General features: G+C 63.1%; 13 protein-coding genes and 4 pseudogenes. 5 read left to right on the forward strand and 12 right to left on the reverse strand.

The genetic code is table 11. The annotated features are described in order from the left end of the window. The first annotated feature begins 224 nt into the window (after nt 1-224). Both ACQP2U_RS23175 and ACQP2U_RS23180 read left to right on the forward strand, forming a co-directional pair. Nucleotides 225-572, forward strand: coding sequence for a hypothetical protein (locus ACQP2U_RS23175; RefSeq protein ID WP_433709407.1), 348 nt, complete (start codon nt 225-227; stop codon nt 570-572). Nucleotides 573-862: 290 nt separating this feature from the next. Then, nucleotides 863-1,841 (forward strand): annotated as a pseudogene (locus ACQP2U_RS23180) (IS110 family transposase); the annotation flags it as partial. Nucleotides 1,842-1,864: 23 nt separating this feature from the next. Here ACQP2U_RS23180 and ACQP2U_RS23185 read toward each other — a convergent pair. The 7 genes and pseudogenes from ACQP2U_RS23185 to ACQP2U_RS23215 form a co-directional block, all read right to left on the reverse strand. Further along, nucleotides 1,865-2,392, reverse strand: a pseudogene (locus ACQP2U_RS23185) (TniB family NTP-binding protein); the annotation flags it as partial. Next, on the reverse strand, nt 2,386-2,907 hold the full coding sequence (locus tag ACQP2U_RS23190; RefSeq protein WP_433709408.1) for a Mu transposase C-terminal domain-containing protein: 522 nt from the start codon (nt 2,905-2,907) through the stop codon (nt 2,386-2,388). The gene ACQP2U_RS23190 and the pseudogene ACQP2U_RS23185, both read right to left, overlap by 7 nt. Nucleotides 2,908-2,964: 57 nt before the next feature. Next, entirely contained in the window at nt 2,965-3,468 is a 504-nt protein-coding gene (locus ACQP2U_RS23195; RefSeq protein WP_433709409.1) for a hypothetical protein, read from the reverse strand. 287 nt (nt 3,469-3,755) lie between these two features. After that, the gene (locus tag ACQP2U_RS23200; RefSeq protein WP_433709410.1) at nt 3,756-4,403 is read right to left on the reverse strand and encodes an FMN-dependent NADH-azoreductase; all 648 of its coding nucleotides are present in this window, start codon (nt 4,401-4,403) and stop codon (nt 3,756-3,758) included. A 44-nt stretch (nt 4,404-4,447) separates the two neighbouring features. Then, nucleotides 4,448-5,356, reverse strand: coding sequence for a MerR family transcriptional regulator (locus ACQP2U_RS23205; protein ID WP_433709411.1), 909 nt, complete (start codon nt 5,354-5,356; stop codon nt 4,448-4,450). A gap of 448 nt (nt 5,357-5,804) precedes the next feature. Continuing rightward, nucleotides 5,805-6,212, reverse strand: coding sequence for an amidase family protein (locus ACQP2U_RS23210; RefSeq protein ID WP_433709412.1), 408 nt, complete (start codon nt 6,210-6,212; stop codon nt 5,805-5,807). A 400-nt stretch (nt 6,213-6,612) separates the two neighbouring features. Beyond that, on the reverse strand, nt 6,613-6,765 hold the full coding sequence (locus ACQP2U_RS23215) for a hypothetical protein (protein ID WP_433709413.1): 153 nt from the start codon (nt 6,763-6,765) through the stop codon (nt 6,613-6,615). Between the two features lie 576 nt (nt 6,766-7,341). Here ACQP2U_RS23215 and ACQP2U_RS23220 point away from each other — a divergent pair. After that, nucleotides 7,342-7,548: pseudogene (locus tag ACQP2U_RS23220) on the forward strand (transposase); the annotation flags it as partial. A 162-nt stretch (nt 7,549-7,710) separates the two neighbouring features. Here ACQP2U_RS23220 and ACQP2U_RS23225 read toward each other — a convergent pair. The 3 genes and pseudogenes from ACQP2U_RS23225 to ACQP2U_RS23235 form a co-directional block, all read right to left on the reverse strand. Next, the gene (locus tag ACQP2U_RS23225) at nt 7,711-8,514 is read right to left on the reverse strand and encodes an LLM class flavin-dependent oxidoreductase (protein WP_433709414.1); all 804 of its coding nucleotides are present in this window, start codon (nt 8,512-8,514) and stop codon (nt 7,711-7,713) included. 989 nt (nt 8,515-9,503) lie between these two features. Continuing rightward, nucleotides 9,504-9,813, reverse strand: a pseudogene (locus ACQP2U_RS23230) (DUF4158 domain-containing protein); the annotation flags it as partial. A 72-nt stretch (nt 9,814-9,885) separates the two neighbouring features. Further along, nucleotides 9,886-11,826, reverse strand: coding sequence for a LuxR C-terminal-related transcriptional regulator (locus ACQP2U_RS23235; RefSeq protein ID WP_433709415.1), 1,941 nt, complete (start codon nt 11,824-11,826; stop codon nt 9,886-9,888). Nucleotides 11,827-12,817: 991 nt separating this feature from the next. Between ACQP2U_RS23235 and ACQP2U_RS23240 the strand changes: the two genes are divergently transcribed. Then, nucleotides 12,818-13,183, forward strand: a complete 366-nt coding sequence (locus tag ACQP2U_RS23240) for a peptidase inhibitor family I36 protein (RefSeq protein WP_433709416.1) — start codon at nt 12,818-12,820, stop codon at nt 13,181-13,183. 232 nt (nt 13,184-13,415) lie between these two features. On the opposite strand, the gene ACQP2U_RS23245 is transcribed toward ACQP2U_RS23240, so the two are convergent. Next, nucleotides 13,416-13,757, reverse strand: coding sequence for an IS110 family transposase (locus ACQP2U_RS23245; RefSeq protein ID WP_433709417.1), 342 nt, complete (start codon nt 13,755-13,757; stop codon nt 13,416-13,418). A 661-nt stretch (nt 13,758-14,418) separates the two neighbouring features. Between ACQP2U_RS23245 and ACQP2U_RS23250 the strand changes: the two genes are divergently transcribed. Next, a complete protein-coding gene (locus ACQP2U_RS23250) occupies nt 14,419-14,928 on the forward strand; it encodes a hypothetical protein (RefSeq protein WP_433709418.1) in 510 nt (169 codons plus the stop codon). Nucleotides 14,929-15,606: 678 nt separating this feature from the next. Here the strand turns inward: ACQP2U_RS23250 and ACQP2U_RS23255 are convergent. Next, the gene (locus ACQP2U_RS23255; protein ID WP_433709419.1) at nt 15,607-15,879 is read right to left on the reverse strand and encodes a hypothetical protein; all 273 of its coding nucleotides are present in this window, start codon (nt 15,877-15,879) and stop codon (nt 15,607-15,609) included. Nucleotides 15,880-15,908 lie beyond the last annotated feature (29 nt).

The raw sequence follows: 15,908 nt of genomic DNA on the forward strand, positions 1-15,908 counted from the left end.
CACGGTTTCGAAAGGGATTGCAAAGCACGCGATTTGACGAGGCAGTCGGGTGGAAAAACACCGGTAGTAGGCGGTTTCTCCGGTGGTTCGGTTGCGTCGGGCCAGCAGCCACCGGTGCCCGGGGGCGGCGCCGGGTTCGGTGAACAGCTCCAGCCCATCGATAGGTGAATATAGTCAGGTATTCTCCAACCTGAGAATAATCAGGGGAGCCAATCCTCTCGGACTTGAGCTACATTGATGCAGGTGTTGGATGGCCAATTTACCTACCTGCACTACAGGGTGATCGCGCTATCGACACCATTCACGAAGCAACGATGAAGGGGAAGAAATTGCGAACACGGATCATTGCGTTCTCGGTGATCGCCGCCGGTCTGACTGCTATCTCCGGCGGGGTGGCAGCGGCAACACCGACTACGAATCACGCCCAGGGAGATTATCCGAAGATCAATGGCAATCACTCAACGGAACTATCTTGTAACCAGGAAAGGCTTGATTATTCACGCAATTACAATACATCGGAATGCACACTGGGTTCCGCCGGGGCATGGTTTTTCTGGTACTGGCCGAGGTAGGCATTCGGACCTTGATCTGAGGTTTGTTCGATGTCATTCATCCGGTGAGATGCATTTGGCTCATAACCCAGAGGTCGCAGGTTCAAATCCTGTTCCCCGCTACAAAGCGAGACGGCCCGGAACGCACAGCCGTGTTCAAGGGGGCGATGCAACACTGCTGGTGCTAGACGGTATGGGTGGCCGTCGGCGTTGAGCTGGGGGTTGCGGGCCGGGGCCTCGCTCACCCATGTTCGTGGGTTACCGAGTGGGAGTCGCCTGCCCGGTCTTTCCGACAGTGGTGGGAGGCCCCGGTGTTTACCGAGCGTACGAGTGTCGGGCTGGACGTACATGCACGTTCGGTCGCGGCAGCAGCTATCGACGGCGTCACGGGCGAAGTGTTCCAAGCCCGGTTGACCCCATCGTATGAGCCCATCCAGTCGTGGATATCGGGGTTGCCGGGTCCGGTGGTGGTGGCCTACGAGGCCGGTCCGACCGGGTTCGGATTGTATCGGGCGTGACCGCGGTCGGGATCCGCTGTGAGGTCCTCGCGCCCTCGAAGCTGCAGAAACCGGCCGGTGACCGGGTCAAAGCCGACGCCCGCGACGCGTTGCATCTGGCCCGGTTGCTGCGGCTGGACGAGATCACTGCGGTGTCGATCCCGACCATCGATCAGGAGGCGGCCCGGGATCTGGTGCGCGCGCGTGAGGAATGCCGAGGCGATCTGATGCGCGCCCGGCATCGGCTCTCGAAATTGCTGCTTCGGCACGGCATCGTCTACTACGGCGGCGCCGCCTGGACCGGGGCACACGACCGATGGCTGCGCACCGAAGCGGCACCACAGTTGACCTCGCAGGCCACACGGATGGCGTTCGACGCCGACTACGACCATGTGCTGACGATGCAGGCCAGACGCGGACGCCTCGACGCCGCGATCGAGGAGATGGCTGCTGCGAGTGAGTTCACCCAGGTCGTGCGACGGGTGTCGTGTCTGCGGGGGTCTCCACGCTGACCGGGTTCGCGTTGGCCGTCGAGATCGGTGACTGGAATCGATTCAGTGGCAACACCATCGGTTCGTTCATCGGTCTGGTGCCCTCGGAGTATTCCTCCGGCTCGTCGCGCGTGCAGGAAGCGATCACCAAGACCGGAAACACTCACGCACGCCGACTGCTGGTCGAACCGGCCTGGCACCACCGGCCCCGGTACCACGTCGGCGCGGTGATGCGCCGGCGATGGGACCAGGCGCCGGCCGCGGCCCGGGCGCGGTTGTGTCGCGGGTCGATCCACAACCGTGCTTCCCGCCTAAAGCTGTCGCCCAAAAACCGCGGCAGATTCAGGAATTCCCGGCGCACGTTACTACGGCCGCCGAGGACATTGTGCAGCTCATCGATCACCAGCATCCGCACCCCGCACTCCCGGCACAGCCGCAGTACGAGGTCTTCGAGATCGGCCAGCCGCGGCGCGCGTGGGCGCACCGGGGCGCCGAGTGCCGACAGCAGTGCCACGTAGAACCGCAGCACGCTGGGCTCCGAGGGCATCTGCACCGCCAGCACCGGGATCTCCTCCTGGTCGGTGTGCGAGATCGGTGGATGCTCGCGGCGGAACTTCTCGATAATCATCGACTTGCCATTGTTGGTCGGCCCGATCAACAACAGGTTCGGCATCCGCTGCTTACTGGGCATCTCCAGTAACCGCTCGAGCGTGCCCAGGGCTTCGGTGGCGCGGGTGTAGCCGATCCACCGGTCCGCGCGCACATGACGCACCCGCTCGGCGGCCGGAAGCATCGCGACCCGATGCGCCGAGGGGTGCAGATGCGACAGATCGACCGGGTTACCGATCACCATTGCTCGATCACCTCGAACGGCCGCGCAGCCACCGGTGCAACATCCGCTGGCGGCGATGACAGTGGTGGCTCGGTAGGGGTGCGGGTCCTCGACCGAACCTGGGTGTGGCGCTCGGTGTTTCGGCGGGCCTTGGGGCTGGTCGCGGTCGCAGTGTCGGTGATGCGGCGCATCTGCTCGACCATCGCGAACAGGGCGTTCTCGTCGATCTCGGCGCGGCCCTGCTCACGTAACCGAGCCACCGCCGCACTGTGTTCCCACACGCCGATCGACGGCCGCGACCAGGTGCGGTACGGCACCTCCAGGTAGTCACCGGTCTCGGGATGCAACGCCCAGATCCGGGAGATATCGCGTGGATCGCGCCGCAACACCAACCGGCCCAAATGCTCACGGTGGGAGATCAACGGCCGCAGCACATCGGCGTAATACTGCACGTGATCGACGGTGAACCCGGTGCGGGTCAGCGTTCGGCGGATCACCGGCAGGAAGTAGATCAAAAACGCCGTCTCGCTCGTCACCGTCCGCGGCACCCCTTGGGTCGCGGCCTCGTCCGCCCACCCAGCCCGTCGTGCGGTTCACCGTGATAGCAGGCCCACAGCAAGAGCTATCCGTCGCTGCAACTCGCCCAGGGTGAGAACAGCTTTCGCGTCGCTGTCGTAGTCGCCCCGCTCACCGGTGTTGGAGAACGTGGTGCCCGGCAGCTCGTGCAACATCGTCATCATGGTGCCGATCAGCCGTTCCACCGACCGCTTCTGCCTGCTCAGGTACCGCGCCCGCAGAACTTTCCGAACGATCACTTCCACCTCATCGGGCAGCCGCGCACCACCACGACCACCAGACGGATGACGCGGTAACAAATCCGACGCCACGTCTTCCCCAGCACGCCAGCGTTTGACCAGCGCATACACCTGACGCTGCATCACCCCGAACACAGCAGCGGCCTCATCCGCGACCGCGATACTCACCCGATCCAACTCCGCGAGAGGCCCGATAACCTGCGCATGACGCACCGCCACCCGCCACCGCGCCTCGTCAGCAGTCAGAACACCCCGCTCCGGCAACAACGAATCCCCGACCATCCTCCAACCCCCGCGCTGAATACGAGTACGAGCACAAAGAACGGTATTGCGGACGAGTTCGAGACACGCCGACGTTTCGCAGTCCTCTTCAGCCGCAGGCGAATTCGCACGTCACCACTGAACACAACTTCGAACATCCACAATTGCGAACCGCCGACAGGTTGACATTGCCGCGTACACGGCAACGTTTACAGAATCGACCTGCGGGCACATCCTGTGCGGCAGGGTGTCTCGCGAACGAACGTTACTAATCCATGACGGCATGCGTCTCATTGGCACGTATGCGGTCAGCTTCGAGCTGTGGCGAGCCTGCGAACGTGATCCTCGGCTGCGCTGCGGGAGGCGTCAGCGATGTTCGAGAATTGGCTCAGGTGCGGTATGGAATAGGCGAGTGTCATCTCGGCATGGACAAGGTGCAGGTGTGTCGCCAAGCCGATCTGCCCCAAGGCGGCTCGCAAGTACGGTTCTTGGAAGTCGTACTCCGCTCGCGGGGTGCCTGGTCCATAGGCGCCACCGCGCGCAGTCACCACAAGGACGTGTTTGCCTTCGAGCACGCCGGACTTGGTACGGGAATCATCGACCATGTGCTCTGCGATGGTGACGCGGTCCAGCCATGCTTTGAGGGTTGATGGGATGGAGTAGTTGTACATCGGCACGCCGATCACGATGGTGTCGGCCGCGCGTAGCTCGGTAATGAGAGGCTCGGAACGGGTCCACGCCTGTCGTTGGGCTTCGGTGCGTTCGTGGGGCGGGAGCAGGGCTGCCATCACCGATGCCTCGTCGATGTGGGGTATCGGCGATCTGCCGAGATCGCGGTAGGTGTGGTCGCCGCCGGGATTCTCGGTGCGCCAGCATTCAGCAAACAGTGCGGTCAGCTGGCGGGTGACCGACTCTGCCGGTCGGATACTGCAATCGATGTGAAGAAGGTTCGGCACGGGAAGTCTCCTGCGGGTGGGCTTGGGGCCAGTGCGGTGGCGGATTATCGGTGTGTGCGCAGGGCGGCAGCGAGCCATGTGAAAGCAGGCACGCTGGGCGGAGCCGGTGGGCGGTTGTTGATCAGGCTCAGCAGCTCCCAGTAGCGTTCGACGCGGGGTTCGGCGACCAGGTCCAGCCATTCGAGCAGTGCCTGTGACTCGGTGTCGTCGAGATCGGTGGGCACGATGTGGTCGAGGACCACGCTGCCGATGTCGGATTCCGGTGCGATGCTCTTCTCGACGGCTGGGCCGGCGTGTTCGAGAACCAGGGGTCGAATGTTGAGGCCGAATTCGATGCGGGTGTCGGATTCGCCGCGGAGCACCATCTGGCGCATGATGTGTTGGAAGTCGTCGTCAGAGACGAGCTCGGCCAGCTCTATCCAGGCGTCGACCTGCGCGGAGGTCGGGTCGTCGGGGAGCTGTGGCGGCATCTCTCGCATGAAGTCGGCGATGACAAGAGCGTCGGCGTCGTTGACGTCGGCGAAGATCTTGTCGACGAAACTGTCGATGAGTTGTTGCCGTTCGCGGGCCGACAATCGGGCGAGTTCGTACATCAGGGACAGTCCTTCGGTCTTGTTCTCTCGACAGATGGCGTTGCGGAGGACCGCACGGTTCAGCCGCAGCATCCGGATCTGGGCATCGAGGGCTTCGACGTGGCTCGCGGCGACTTCGGCCAGCGTGGATTGTCGGTCGAGTACCTCCCGCACCGCGTCCAGGCCGAGGCCGAGTTCACGAAGCGTCCGGACCAGATGCAGGCGACCGACCGCGTCGGCGCTGTAGAGGCGATAGCCGCCCGCCGACCGTTCCAAGGGCAGTATTACCCCACTGTCAGACCAGAATCGGATCGTGCGTGTCGCCAACCCGGTGCGGCGAGCAAGCTCTCCGATCGTGTAGCGATCCGTCTCTTCGTCCATGCCACCAACCTGCACCTTCCACCCACTGGAAGGTCAAATCGAATCCTGAACTGCCGTACCGCGGCATCCGGGGCGAGATCAGAAGAGAATGCCGCGCACGCGCAGCGGCCGGTAGCCGGTGGGGATGCCAGGCGCGGATCCTGCTGCTCGCCCTGTTCGCCGAAATGGAACGCATCTTCACCGCCGAACGCGCCGCCCACGCCCGCGCCGTCGCCGAAGCCAAAAGGCCGCCAGATCGGCCGACCCACCGCCTGGCCCGACGACAAGATCGACTACGTCCGACTGCTCCGCGGCCAAGGAAACAGCTTCGGGGAAATCACCAGTAAGACCGGGATCCCAAAAACATCGCTGTACCGCTACCTCACGCCAGCAACTGAACAAGATGATATCGGCTGCTACCAGGCCGAACAGCTTCACGTGCGGTGACACGATCGTTGACGGCACGCCCTTACTTTGGTGCCTGGAAGCCGCCGATTGTCTGCTCGAGTAGTTCGGCCAACCGCAGCGGGATGCGGTTCTCGAACATCGGACCGATGAGTTGCACGCCCACCGGTAGTCCCTCGGGGGACCGGCCGGCAGGTATGGCGGTGGCTGGGAGTCCGGGCATGGTAACCAGACCGGCCCAGACGGCCTGGTCGATGTATGGGTACTCGACGCCGTCGATGTCGATCCGTCGTTCCCCTCGGTCGAGGTTGTGGTCGTGCGGAAACGCAGGAATCGACGTGATCGGACACACCACGGCATCGAACTCGGTGAAGAGCTGCCGCCAGCTGTGGCGGTGCAGTTCCCGGTGCGTCATTGCGTCCGCACAAACCGACTCACCTGGGGATTCCATGAGCGCCGACACTTGGCACATGTACTAGTAGATCGTGGACCGGGCGACGTCGAGCGGTCGGGCGCCGACGACACTGACTCCTCCGGCCGGGTGGAGATCGCTCGGGCCTGGCAGATCACTCGGCGATCATGGCCGGTTGTCGGCCGAGGCGTTGCCTGCAGGCCCGCGAGCTCGCGTTTTATCCTGTGCGGCGTGGTCGCGGTCCGGCGGCTTTGGATGTTTTCTGTTTGCTGGGTGTCTTGATGTGCACGTCGCAGCGTGGTGCCAGGTGCTGGTTGCGATGTTGCGGGTCGTCCTGGTCAGGGGAGGGAGGATTTCGCCGCGCTGGCGGGGCTGGTTGCTTGTGTTCGCAGGTGCTGACCCCTCGTCGGACGCGGGCGGGTGTAAATCGTTGCGGGGCAGTGGTTCTCCCAAGGCAGTCTCAGCTCGGCGGCCTGGCCGCGGCCAGCCGGAGTTGGATGTAGGCGGCCAGCAGCCATGATAGCCAAAGCGGTTGCGCCGCAAACGAAACCGCATTCGGATCGAAGTCGAGCGCCATCGCCTCGTCACGCTCCAGCCACGACTCGAACCCCACATGCGCCCCGGATCATTGCCGAGTAATACAACCCGATGCGCTGTCGCCGAAACGACGGAATCGACCGCACCGGCGCAGCCCTCGCGAACGCCACACCGGACACCTCACGAGCCGCGCGTGAATGCCGCCATCCGGTGCCACGAGCCGCCAACTCGAATGAACCGCCGGTAAGTGTTTGTGGTAGCCGGCCTGGGGCTGGCTGGCAGGGACCGATGCCGCCGGCTACGGCGAGACGCTCACCGCAGTAGGACAATTCCCAGATCGTGCGTGGGCGATCGAGGGCTGCAACGGTGTCGTCCGTCACCTCGCGCACCGTCTGGTCTACGACGGCGAAAACGTCATCGACGTCCCAGCGAAGCTGTCGGCGGAGGTACGGGTGTTCGCCACCGGAAACGCCGCAAGACCAACCGGGTGGATGCGCACTCGGTCGCGTTGGCAGCCTCGAGGTCGCCGAATCTGCGTCGGGTGCAAGCGGATCCGGAACTGATCGTGTTGGGTCTACTGGTCGATCGCCGCGATGAACTCGGCCGCACATGCATCGAGCTGTTGAACATCCACCCACTGCTGCTCGAGCTGGTGCCCGGCGGCGCCAAGCGGTTCTTGTCCGCTACGCAGGCTCGCGCTCTGGCCGAAACCATCACACCGGCCGATCCCGCTGCCCGACTCCTCACCGACGTCTACAGATTCGCCTCACGGGATCGGTTCGCGTCATGGAACGGCATCGCACCTTTGGATGCCTCGTCCGGGCAGCGACATCGGCTCTCCCATGCAGGGAACCGGAAAATCAACCGCGCTGTTCGCGATCCCAGCGGACCGCACGGCACCGGTCTATGCCAGAGCTCGAAGGCTGTCACTCAACGATGGCGTCTGGTCGTACAAGCGGGACTCGTACCACGAGCAATCTCAACGGTTTTGTGCCGGCTCGCGTCATCCCTCGCCGCCCAACTAATGTCCGGCAAGCTCGGTGACGACCGGTGCGAATTTTTCGGCGAAGTCGGCGCCGAACACGAAATAGGAGAAGCCGATCTCCTCGCGCCGCCGCTGGATTTCCTCGGCGGCGGCCGCCGGGTCATCCGGAAGTATCAGCAGCGAGTCCGCCGCAAGCGCAGCAGGGTCGGTATCGGGAGGCGCCATGAACGGCGCGATCGTGTCGCCAACAATTGGCACATGCAGCGCGACCTCCACATCCCTCAGCGCGCGGACCTCGTGTGCCAGCTGTGTGACTTCGGCCCGGGACTCATGCGGCATCAGTGCGAAGGTGACCGTGTCTGCGACCTCGGCCGCCAGCACCCGAGCCTTGGGCCCTCGCACGGCCATCGCCACAGGCGTGCGACGGCCGGGGCCATCGAGATCTCGCAGCGTTCTGATGGTCTCACGCACCTGAGCTAGCCGCTCGTTCGCCGGTATCACGGGCAGTCCCCTGTCGCGGAGCTCGTCCTCGATTCCTGGCCTGCCGGTGCCGATGCCCATCTCGAAGCGACCGTCGGTCAGTAGCGACAGCGAGTGCGCTTCCCACGCCGTCATCCAGGCCGGGCGTAGTGGGGAGGCGTACACCCAGGTGCCCACGCGCAGGTCGGTAAGAGCCGCGGCGGTGGCCAGCATGGGGCCGGGCGCCGGTTGCCATAGCGGGACGTCGGGCACCAGCAGCGTGGAGTAGCCGCTGTCGGCGATGCGGCGCACGCGATCTCGCCACGTCGACAGGTCAGTTGTGAGCGGGGCAACCACCCCGAATCGAAACGGTTTCGTCATGCCTGGATTCCTGTCTGTCGGTATATCCGAAGGTATCGACGACGGGTCCACCTGAAATTCATCGGCGCAGCCGAGATTGTGCACACGCCCCCTGCGAATGCCTTGAACCCGGTATTTCCGAACGTTCAGTTTGCCGGCGCCAAGATCGATCGGCATAACAAATCTGGAGCATGTTCTCCCGGCGGATCACCTGCTCGGTGGTCCCGCGACTGGCAATATGATGGTCCCGCAACGGCCGCAAACGACATGGTGGTCACCGTCGCGCCCGCTGCGATGGCCGATCATTTCCACGCGTCGAAAGCCCAACCGGGCTGGAGGTACCTGTCGTTCCAGTAACACTCCGATGTCTTCCATTCAGCACGCCACTGGTCGTGAACTGTCTGGCACGCTGGCTGATCGTTGAAGCGCCCGACCGTCCCCTCTCGAAATTCCCAAGCGCTGGCCGTAGCCGCGCACGCGACGACGGCTGCACCAGTCAGCGCAGCGGTGATTATCTTGCGCATCATGTGAATTGCCTTTCTCAATTGTATTGACTGCGCGCACCGCCTCGACGTCGAGACTCCTCGCGCCTCCGGTGTCACCCACTGCCGTGGCGGTGCGGTCCGCGATCGTGACGGGCTCGGCCGCCCCCTCCACCACGGCCGCGATAACCCCAGCGCCCCAACGTTTTTCATCCGCTGGGACCACCCCGATCGTCCGGCCCTGCGAATATAGGACGATCACGCCGAAATGACCGCGCTCGCACGACATCTGGTGCTGCGGCACTGCCGCAGCACCAGATGTAAGGACAGCATCAGCCCCCAAAGAGGTGCTTCTACAACTCTCTGGGCTTCAATCAACTCTAGGTGTGGGGATACCTGCTCACATCAGTAGTCCATAGGTAAGGCTAGGTATTTCTTCCATAGGAAGGTGGCGCAGCCAACCTCAGCGTCCTGGCGGTTTTCGACTGGTGGGGAGCACGAAGCTGTGTTGGCCGCGGAGTTGTTCTTCTCGTCCAACTCCCTCAACTCCATTGTCCCGCAGTCCGCCAGCTCAGATATTGCACCACCGGCCGCAGATGCTCGGTCCGGGTCTTCACCCGCTTGCCGTACGAACCGATCTCGGCCGCATCCACTTTCAGCTCCTCAGCCACCCGGGCCACAGCGACGGGCGGCGCCATGGTCACCCTGTCCGGCACGAACGCCAGCCACGGCAGCGTGCACAAGATCACCCGCCAGCCCGAGCCGGACCACCGGTCCTATCCACGCGGCGCGACAAAGGCCGAATCCGCGGGGTCAACGTGAAATACCGGAACAACTCCTACACGGAACCCCCGCAGATCCGATCACAAAGCCGTCAGGATCAGTTGGTGCCTGACCAGTAGCGGCCAGTTCAACGCGACCGGCGCCGATGGCGTTGTTCTGCCGGCCGATGTATCCACTGTGTGGCTTCATCTTGTACCTCGGCAATAAGGTACTCCGGGATGAAATCGGTGATGTCATGGCGTGAACTGATCTGCAGCTTCTGCAGAATGGAAGCAAGTTGTGCGTCGACGGTGCGAACCGACGTGGCGCGGCGCGCGGCGATCTCTGGATTCGTCCAACCCGCAGCGGCCAGCGTGGCAACTTGTTGCTCGGCGTTGGACAACTCGCTCCATGGGCCGACTTCCGCCAGGGGGTCGAGCGGGGCTTGCTGTTGTTCCTCCACGACGAGCGTTCCCAGGGCGAGCTTTTTCATATCGTCGAGGTCAGCGCGAACCCGACCGCCTCGCTCGAATGCTGTGGTGAATGCACTAGTGCCGAGGACTTCGCTCGCGACGGCCACCGCTTGGCTGGTTCCTTCGGCGAATTCTGCGAAATCCTGCAGACCGATCCCGAGTCTGTCGCGTAGTGCACTCAGCGCACCGATCATGTGAGCGATCTCGGTGGCCCGGATGACCGGGTCGATGTCGGCGCTGCCGCGCGGTGCCGCGATAATCTGAGCCAAACCCAATGCGCGCAACAGCACGGCGAAGCCCCACTGATCGCCGGCAACCAAGCGGTACGACAGGGCATTACCGACGAGATCCAACGCAGTGTGTGGATCGCCGCGTTTGATTGCGACGAATGCCTCGGCGATCTCGGCCCACGCGATCCCCCAGCCCGACCCCCTACTGGAGGCGTGGTCACGAAGTTGACCGACGATTTGCTCAGCCTGCTTCGTCAAGTCCGGTAGGAGCGCTGCTGCGCCTGCGGCGGATACCTCGCTCTGGGCGGCGAGTCCGAATTCTCCGTCCTGTCGAAATTTGTTGCTGGCCCGAATCAGGACCGTGACAGCCTGGGCATCGTTCTTGACGAGCCACAATTCCAGCCCCCACGCGAATTCGACCGCGGCCGGCAACCCGATGTCGATCTCGGCGGTTTCGCGCCATTTCTGCGGCTCGTCCGGCTCGACGTGCCAGCTGGCGAGGCACTGCTCGAGCATTCTTTCCGTATCATCACCCAGCCCTTGGCGAACCGCGTTTACCGCTAACAATGCCAAAGCGGTGACCTGTAAAGCCGCTGGTTGTGAAGTCAGTGCCCGAGTGGCATCCAGAGTTCGCTCGGTCCACAGGCGGACCTCACGCAGCGAAATCAGAAAGGCCGGGATCGGCAATGCGTGAAGCGCGACACAGATCTCCAGGCCGAGCACGGATTGGAAGGGGATCGTGATGCTCGCCCTTACGGCGGTCAGCAAATTCGACCATGCAGCACGCATCCACTCCACCAAGTCCTGCTCGTGCGGGCCGAACCAGTGCGCCGCCGCATAGGTGGCCTTGTCGCGGTAGTACTGCAAATGTCGAAGTGCCAACCTCGTCGGCTCGTCCACCGTCTCGGTGACGCGTTCTTGCAGTCGCTGTCCAGCAAAAACGTGAAGGCACTCGAGCAACGAATACCGAACTGTCGTCCGCTGGATATGCACCGATACCAACGACTGATCCGCCAGCCGGTCCAGCAGCCCTTCGATCTCGCTACGCCTCAGGCGCACCGTGCCGGAGGATGCCGCGAGGCGGTCAGGATGCGGATCATCGGAACAGACGGCCTCGATCGCCTCCAGATCCGCGCCCAGATCGTTCACGTCCTCGGCATCGAGGGCATATCCTGCGGCGAATACCGACATCCGCTCGAACAAGAGTTTTTCCTTGTCGCTGCACAGATCATAGGACCAGGCGACAACGTCGCCGATGCCTCGATGCCGGCCCACGCCGGCGTGCGCCCCTTGTGACCATCGCATCCGTTTGTCGTGGCGCGCCTCGCTATTCAACTCGTCGAGCACCACGGCGAGTGGTCGCCGCAGCAGCCGGGCGGCGGCCAACCGGACGAACAGCGGATTGTTGTGCATGTGTCGGCAGATCGCGTCCGCGGTTGCGCGCTGTTCCACGCTGGTAATCGGATAACCGGCGGCCTCGGCCCGCTGCATGAACAACGCCAACGCATCTCGCTGTGGCAGAGGCGGAACTTCCACGAGATACTCCTCGGCCCACCCGATCGGTTCACGGCTCGTCGCCAACACGATCATCTTCGGTACGCTGTCCAACAGTTCGGCGACCACCGGACCGACAGCGCCGAGCACATGCTCACAGTTGTCCAAGACCAGCACCGTCTGCTGCGGGCCCCTCGTGGAGTTCGCCCGGGACAACGCGCTGGTGATGGCATCCCACGCTGATCGTCCCGAGGAATCCAGGCCGACCACCGAGCGGGCTATTTCGTCCTCGACGTCGGCGCGGTCGGCATCCTTGCCCAACCGTGCGAGCCGAACCCAGTGCACCGGAACGGATCTGGCCTTGTGGTACCGACGCACCGCCTCCGCGGCGAGCTGAGTCTTCCCGATTCCACCCAAACCGGTCAGCGTGATCAACTGCGCCGAACCTAATAATAGAGATACGATCCGATCGAGTTCGGCGCCGCGGCCCACGAAGCCGCTGGAGACAACAGGGACATCGATATTGCTCGTCACCGTCATGCCAGACGACATTAGTGACTATCACCCTGGTGAGCTTCCCGCACGTGAGAGGCTCGAAGAGTGAGGTTCACCCCGGGTAGTGGACACCGAGTTAGCAGGATCGAAGATTCTGCTGGTACGGATGTTTACAAGTCAGCCCGCCCGGCCTCCTACAGCACGCTACGGGGCAGCTGACCCGACCACGCAGCGCGGCCGTTCAGATAAATCAACAGTTCACGACGTGCGCGGATCGCGGCATTGCGTCGGAACTACCTATCGGATACCGATGCGCAACCGCCCTCCCTTGTGCGAACAATGAGGAAATCCCCTTACAGGGAATTCAAGACGAAACAGGAGAGTACGGATGGCATCCAGACAAGTCGCTGCGGCGGTATTGACAGTCGCCGGTTTGGCCGGAATCGGGGCGTTTGCAGGCCCCGCGCAGGCAGCCACAGGATACGACCGATGCCCAAATGGGAACTTCTGCGCCTTCACCGCACCGGACGGGGGAGGCCGGATAGCATATTTCCGCCTCGGATCCACCGACCTTCGTTTAGAGGGCGTGGATGGCCAGGTCTATTCGGTGTGGAATCGCACAACCGAGTGGTGGCAGGGGTATACAGAATACAATTACCAGGGGGGCGCGATATTCCACGTCAACAGCGGTTTCCGAGGCGGCAACATGACCCCCAGTGATGCCGCCCAAGTGCATTCATTAAGGCGTGTCTGAGCTTGTTGTTAAAGCTTGGCCGTCGCCTGCCAGCCGCGGCCGTAGCAACGGCAATGTAGGGCGGTGCTGAATAACGCAGTGTATTGGCCTCGCCTGTTCGGGCGGGGGTACTCCAGCACCTCTTTCGCCAGGCGGACGACCATCGCGGCGGCGAGCTGCTGACCGGCAACGATGTGTGTTGGGGGCGGCTGCTTCGGTCGCGGCGATGTGGCCGCTGTTGCGGGCCATGTGTTTACGCAGCCACGCTTCGAATCCATGCGGTGCCGCGGCGCGGATCTTGTCCGGGCTCTGATATCTGGTGAGCAATATCAATGCGGCTTTGCATTGACGCAGGTCGAACGCGTTCCAGGGCTAGGAAGTAGTAGAGCAGCTGGGCGCGCAGCCGATTGAGCACGCGAGTACGCTCACCGCCGAGATCGGCGTGCCGCGAGATGAGGGTCCGCAGTTCGACCGCGGTCTCATCACCCACTCGCAGTGGTTGCAGATCACGGCGCATCGGAGCCTGATCGGCGATTGTCGCGGCGTCCCACAGACGACTGCGCCGTCGTGTCCTTCCGAAGCGATCAAATCGCATATCTCAATCAGCGGCTAGTCGGCGCGGAGCGCCGGGCGGCCAATCCCCTTGGGCCATCGACTGCACAGCCATGGAAGCCATACTCAGCGCTCCCGGGTCTCCCGAAGTCATGGCAGCCCAAGCAGAAAGGTAAGGAGCGCTGGCAGCACTACGAACTCGGCGACGGGTTCTGCGCCTACACCTTCTTCGAACAGTGCCGACACCGCATGGCCTACGCCCGCTGCGACTTCTATACCGGAACGAATCATGCAAAAGTCAGCTCCTGCAAGCGAAATCGAATCTGCAACGCATGCTGGTCGGCATCCCGCTCTCCGGCAACAACGACCCGCGTTCAACCTAATTCGGGCGGTGGAGCGATTGACATTTTGGCCTGCGTGGACATGGATGATCGAGCACAAGCGCGACCGAACGCCCTGGAGGACACGTCCGACTACAAAACTCTTCCTGTACTGCCTGATTACAGGCGCACTCCACTACTCGCGCGCGAAACTCGGCGACGGACCGGACGGCAGGCTGGTCTATGCCGAGTAGTCACGCCATGGACGAAAGAGACAAAATGGCGCTACCACCGCATCCGCGCCAGCTAGAGCCCAGCATAATTCCTGTGGCACGACGTGTTCGGCCTTCCCGGAGGTGGTATGCGGGGGCAGGGTTCACGGTGGTGCTCTCGATAACGGCGGTCGGCATGATCTTGGGTTGGATCAACATGCGGGGCGGGGAAGCAAACCAGAATTTACATTTCATTGCGGTACCCGGGGTCGACACCGTGCAACTACAGCGAGCGGGCGAGTACACCATTTTCTACGACTATCCGGATATGGACAACAGCCCAGCGCGGGCATCCGTGACCGTGACAGTCACCGCGCCGGACGGGACGACTGTGCCGCTCCTTTGGTACGCGAAATCCGTCCACGCGGATGAAGCCAACAACACCGACCACGCTCACTACTTGTTCGACGCACCGCAGCCGGGCGGTTATCGCGTCAGCGCCGAGGGCGCTTCCGGCATGCGGATCGGCGTTCGCCGCGGTGGACTGGTCGAATCTCTGAAGTGGGTGATGCTGGCCTCTGTCATTGGTTTCGTCGCCCTGATCGCCGCCGCATTCGCCGTCGTCATCGCCGTAATGCGCGGCATCAGCAAGCGCAGAATATGGCGTGGACCCGCATATTGAGCCGAAACGATTTGGTTTCCTACTCGATGGCGTAGCGCATCGCCAGCAAGATCATGAAAGACTAAAACCCTCGGCGGCTTCGACGACGAATGGGTCGTCATCGAACTCGCCTACGACGCAATCGAACTCGCCGTAAAACTCCACGACAACGCCCGCGGCGGCGAGCAGTCAAGCGTTACGCCTGTACTTCCGAACTCGACCGGATCAGGCCGTGTGCTCCGGGCTCAGTCGGCACGATGCCTTGCCGGTAGTTGCGGAACTCTGTGAGGACCAGGTCGAGATCGCACTCGGGATCTCCGCATCGAGTTAGGGTGCCCCGACACCGATCAGGACGACCTCGACGCCAGGCTGCTCACGCAGCCACAATCTCAAGTGTCTCGGATGCGATCGCGGTAGCACAGCGATCGCTCGTGGGTGACGGCATCGATCAGGACTGTGCCGTAACGGTTGCCGGCGGCGCAGCGCGAATTCGTCGACGCTCAGCACCCGCGGCACTGGCCGCGGGGTGCCGGAATACGCGGCAGGATCCGCACGGCGGATTGGCACGACAACCGCACCGCCAACCGCCACGGCAGCCGGGTGGCCGCCCAGCCGGTCAGCTCCACACCACCGGACCGCACCTGGCGGGTCAGACGAACAGTCCGCCGCTGGTAGCGGCCCACAACTCCGGGAATCTATTCACGAAACGTGGTGCAGCAGTGCAGTGTTAGGCAGAGCAACCGCCGAACCCGAACCCACACACAACGGCCCGGCCATCCACTGGTACGTCAGCGAGCCTCTGTTCGTGATAGCCATGCACCGGCCGGACTCGGCAATGCAAGCCGGGCAGGAGGCCAGCCCGTCCGGCGTTCGCGCCAGCACCAGCGTCCGTTTACCCTCATCCACCACACCATCTACCAGCTGATACTGCCCTGAAAACGCCACGCCGACAGCAATATTCACCTCAGTCACCGACCGTATCGTGCTGTCACCGAGACTCA

It is taken from the genome of Nocardia sp. CA-084685 (assembly GCF_050955785.1).
Taxonomy (GTDB): domain Bacteria; phylum Actinomycetota; class Actinomycetes; order Mycobacteriales; family Mycobacteriaceae; genus Nocardia.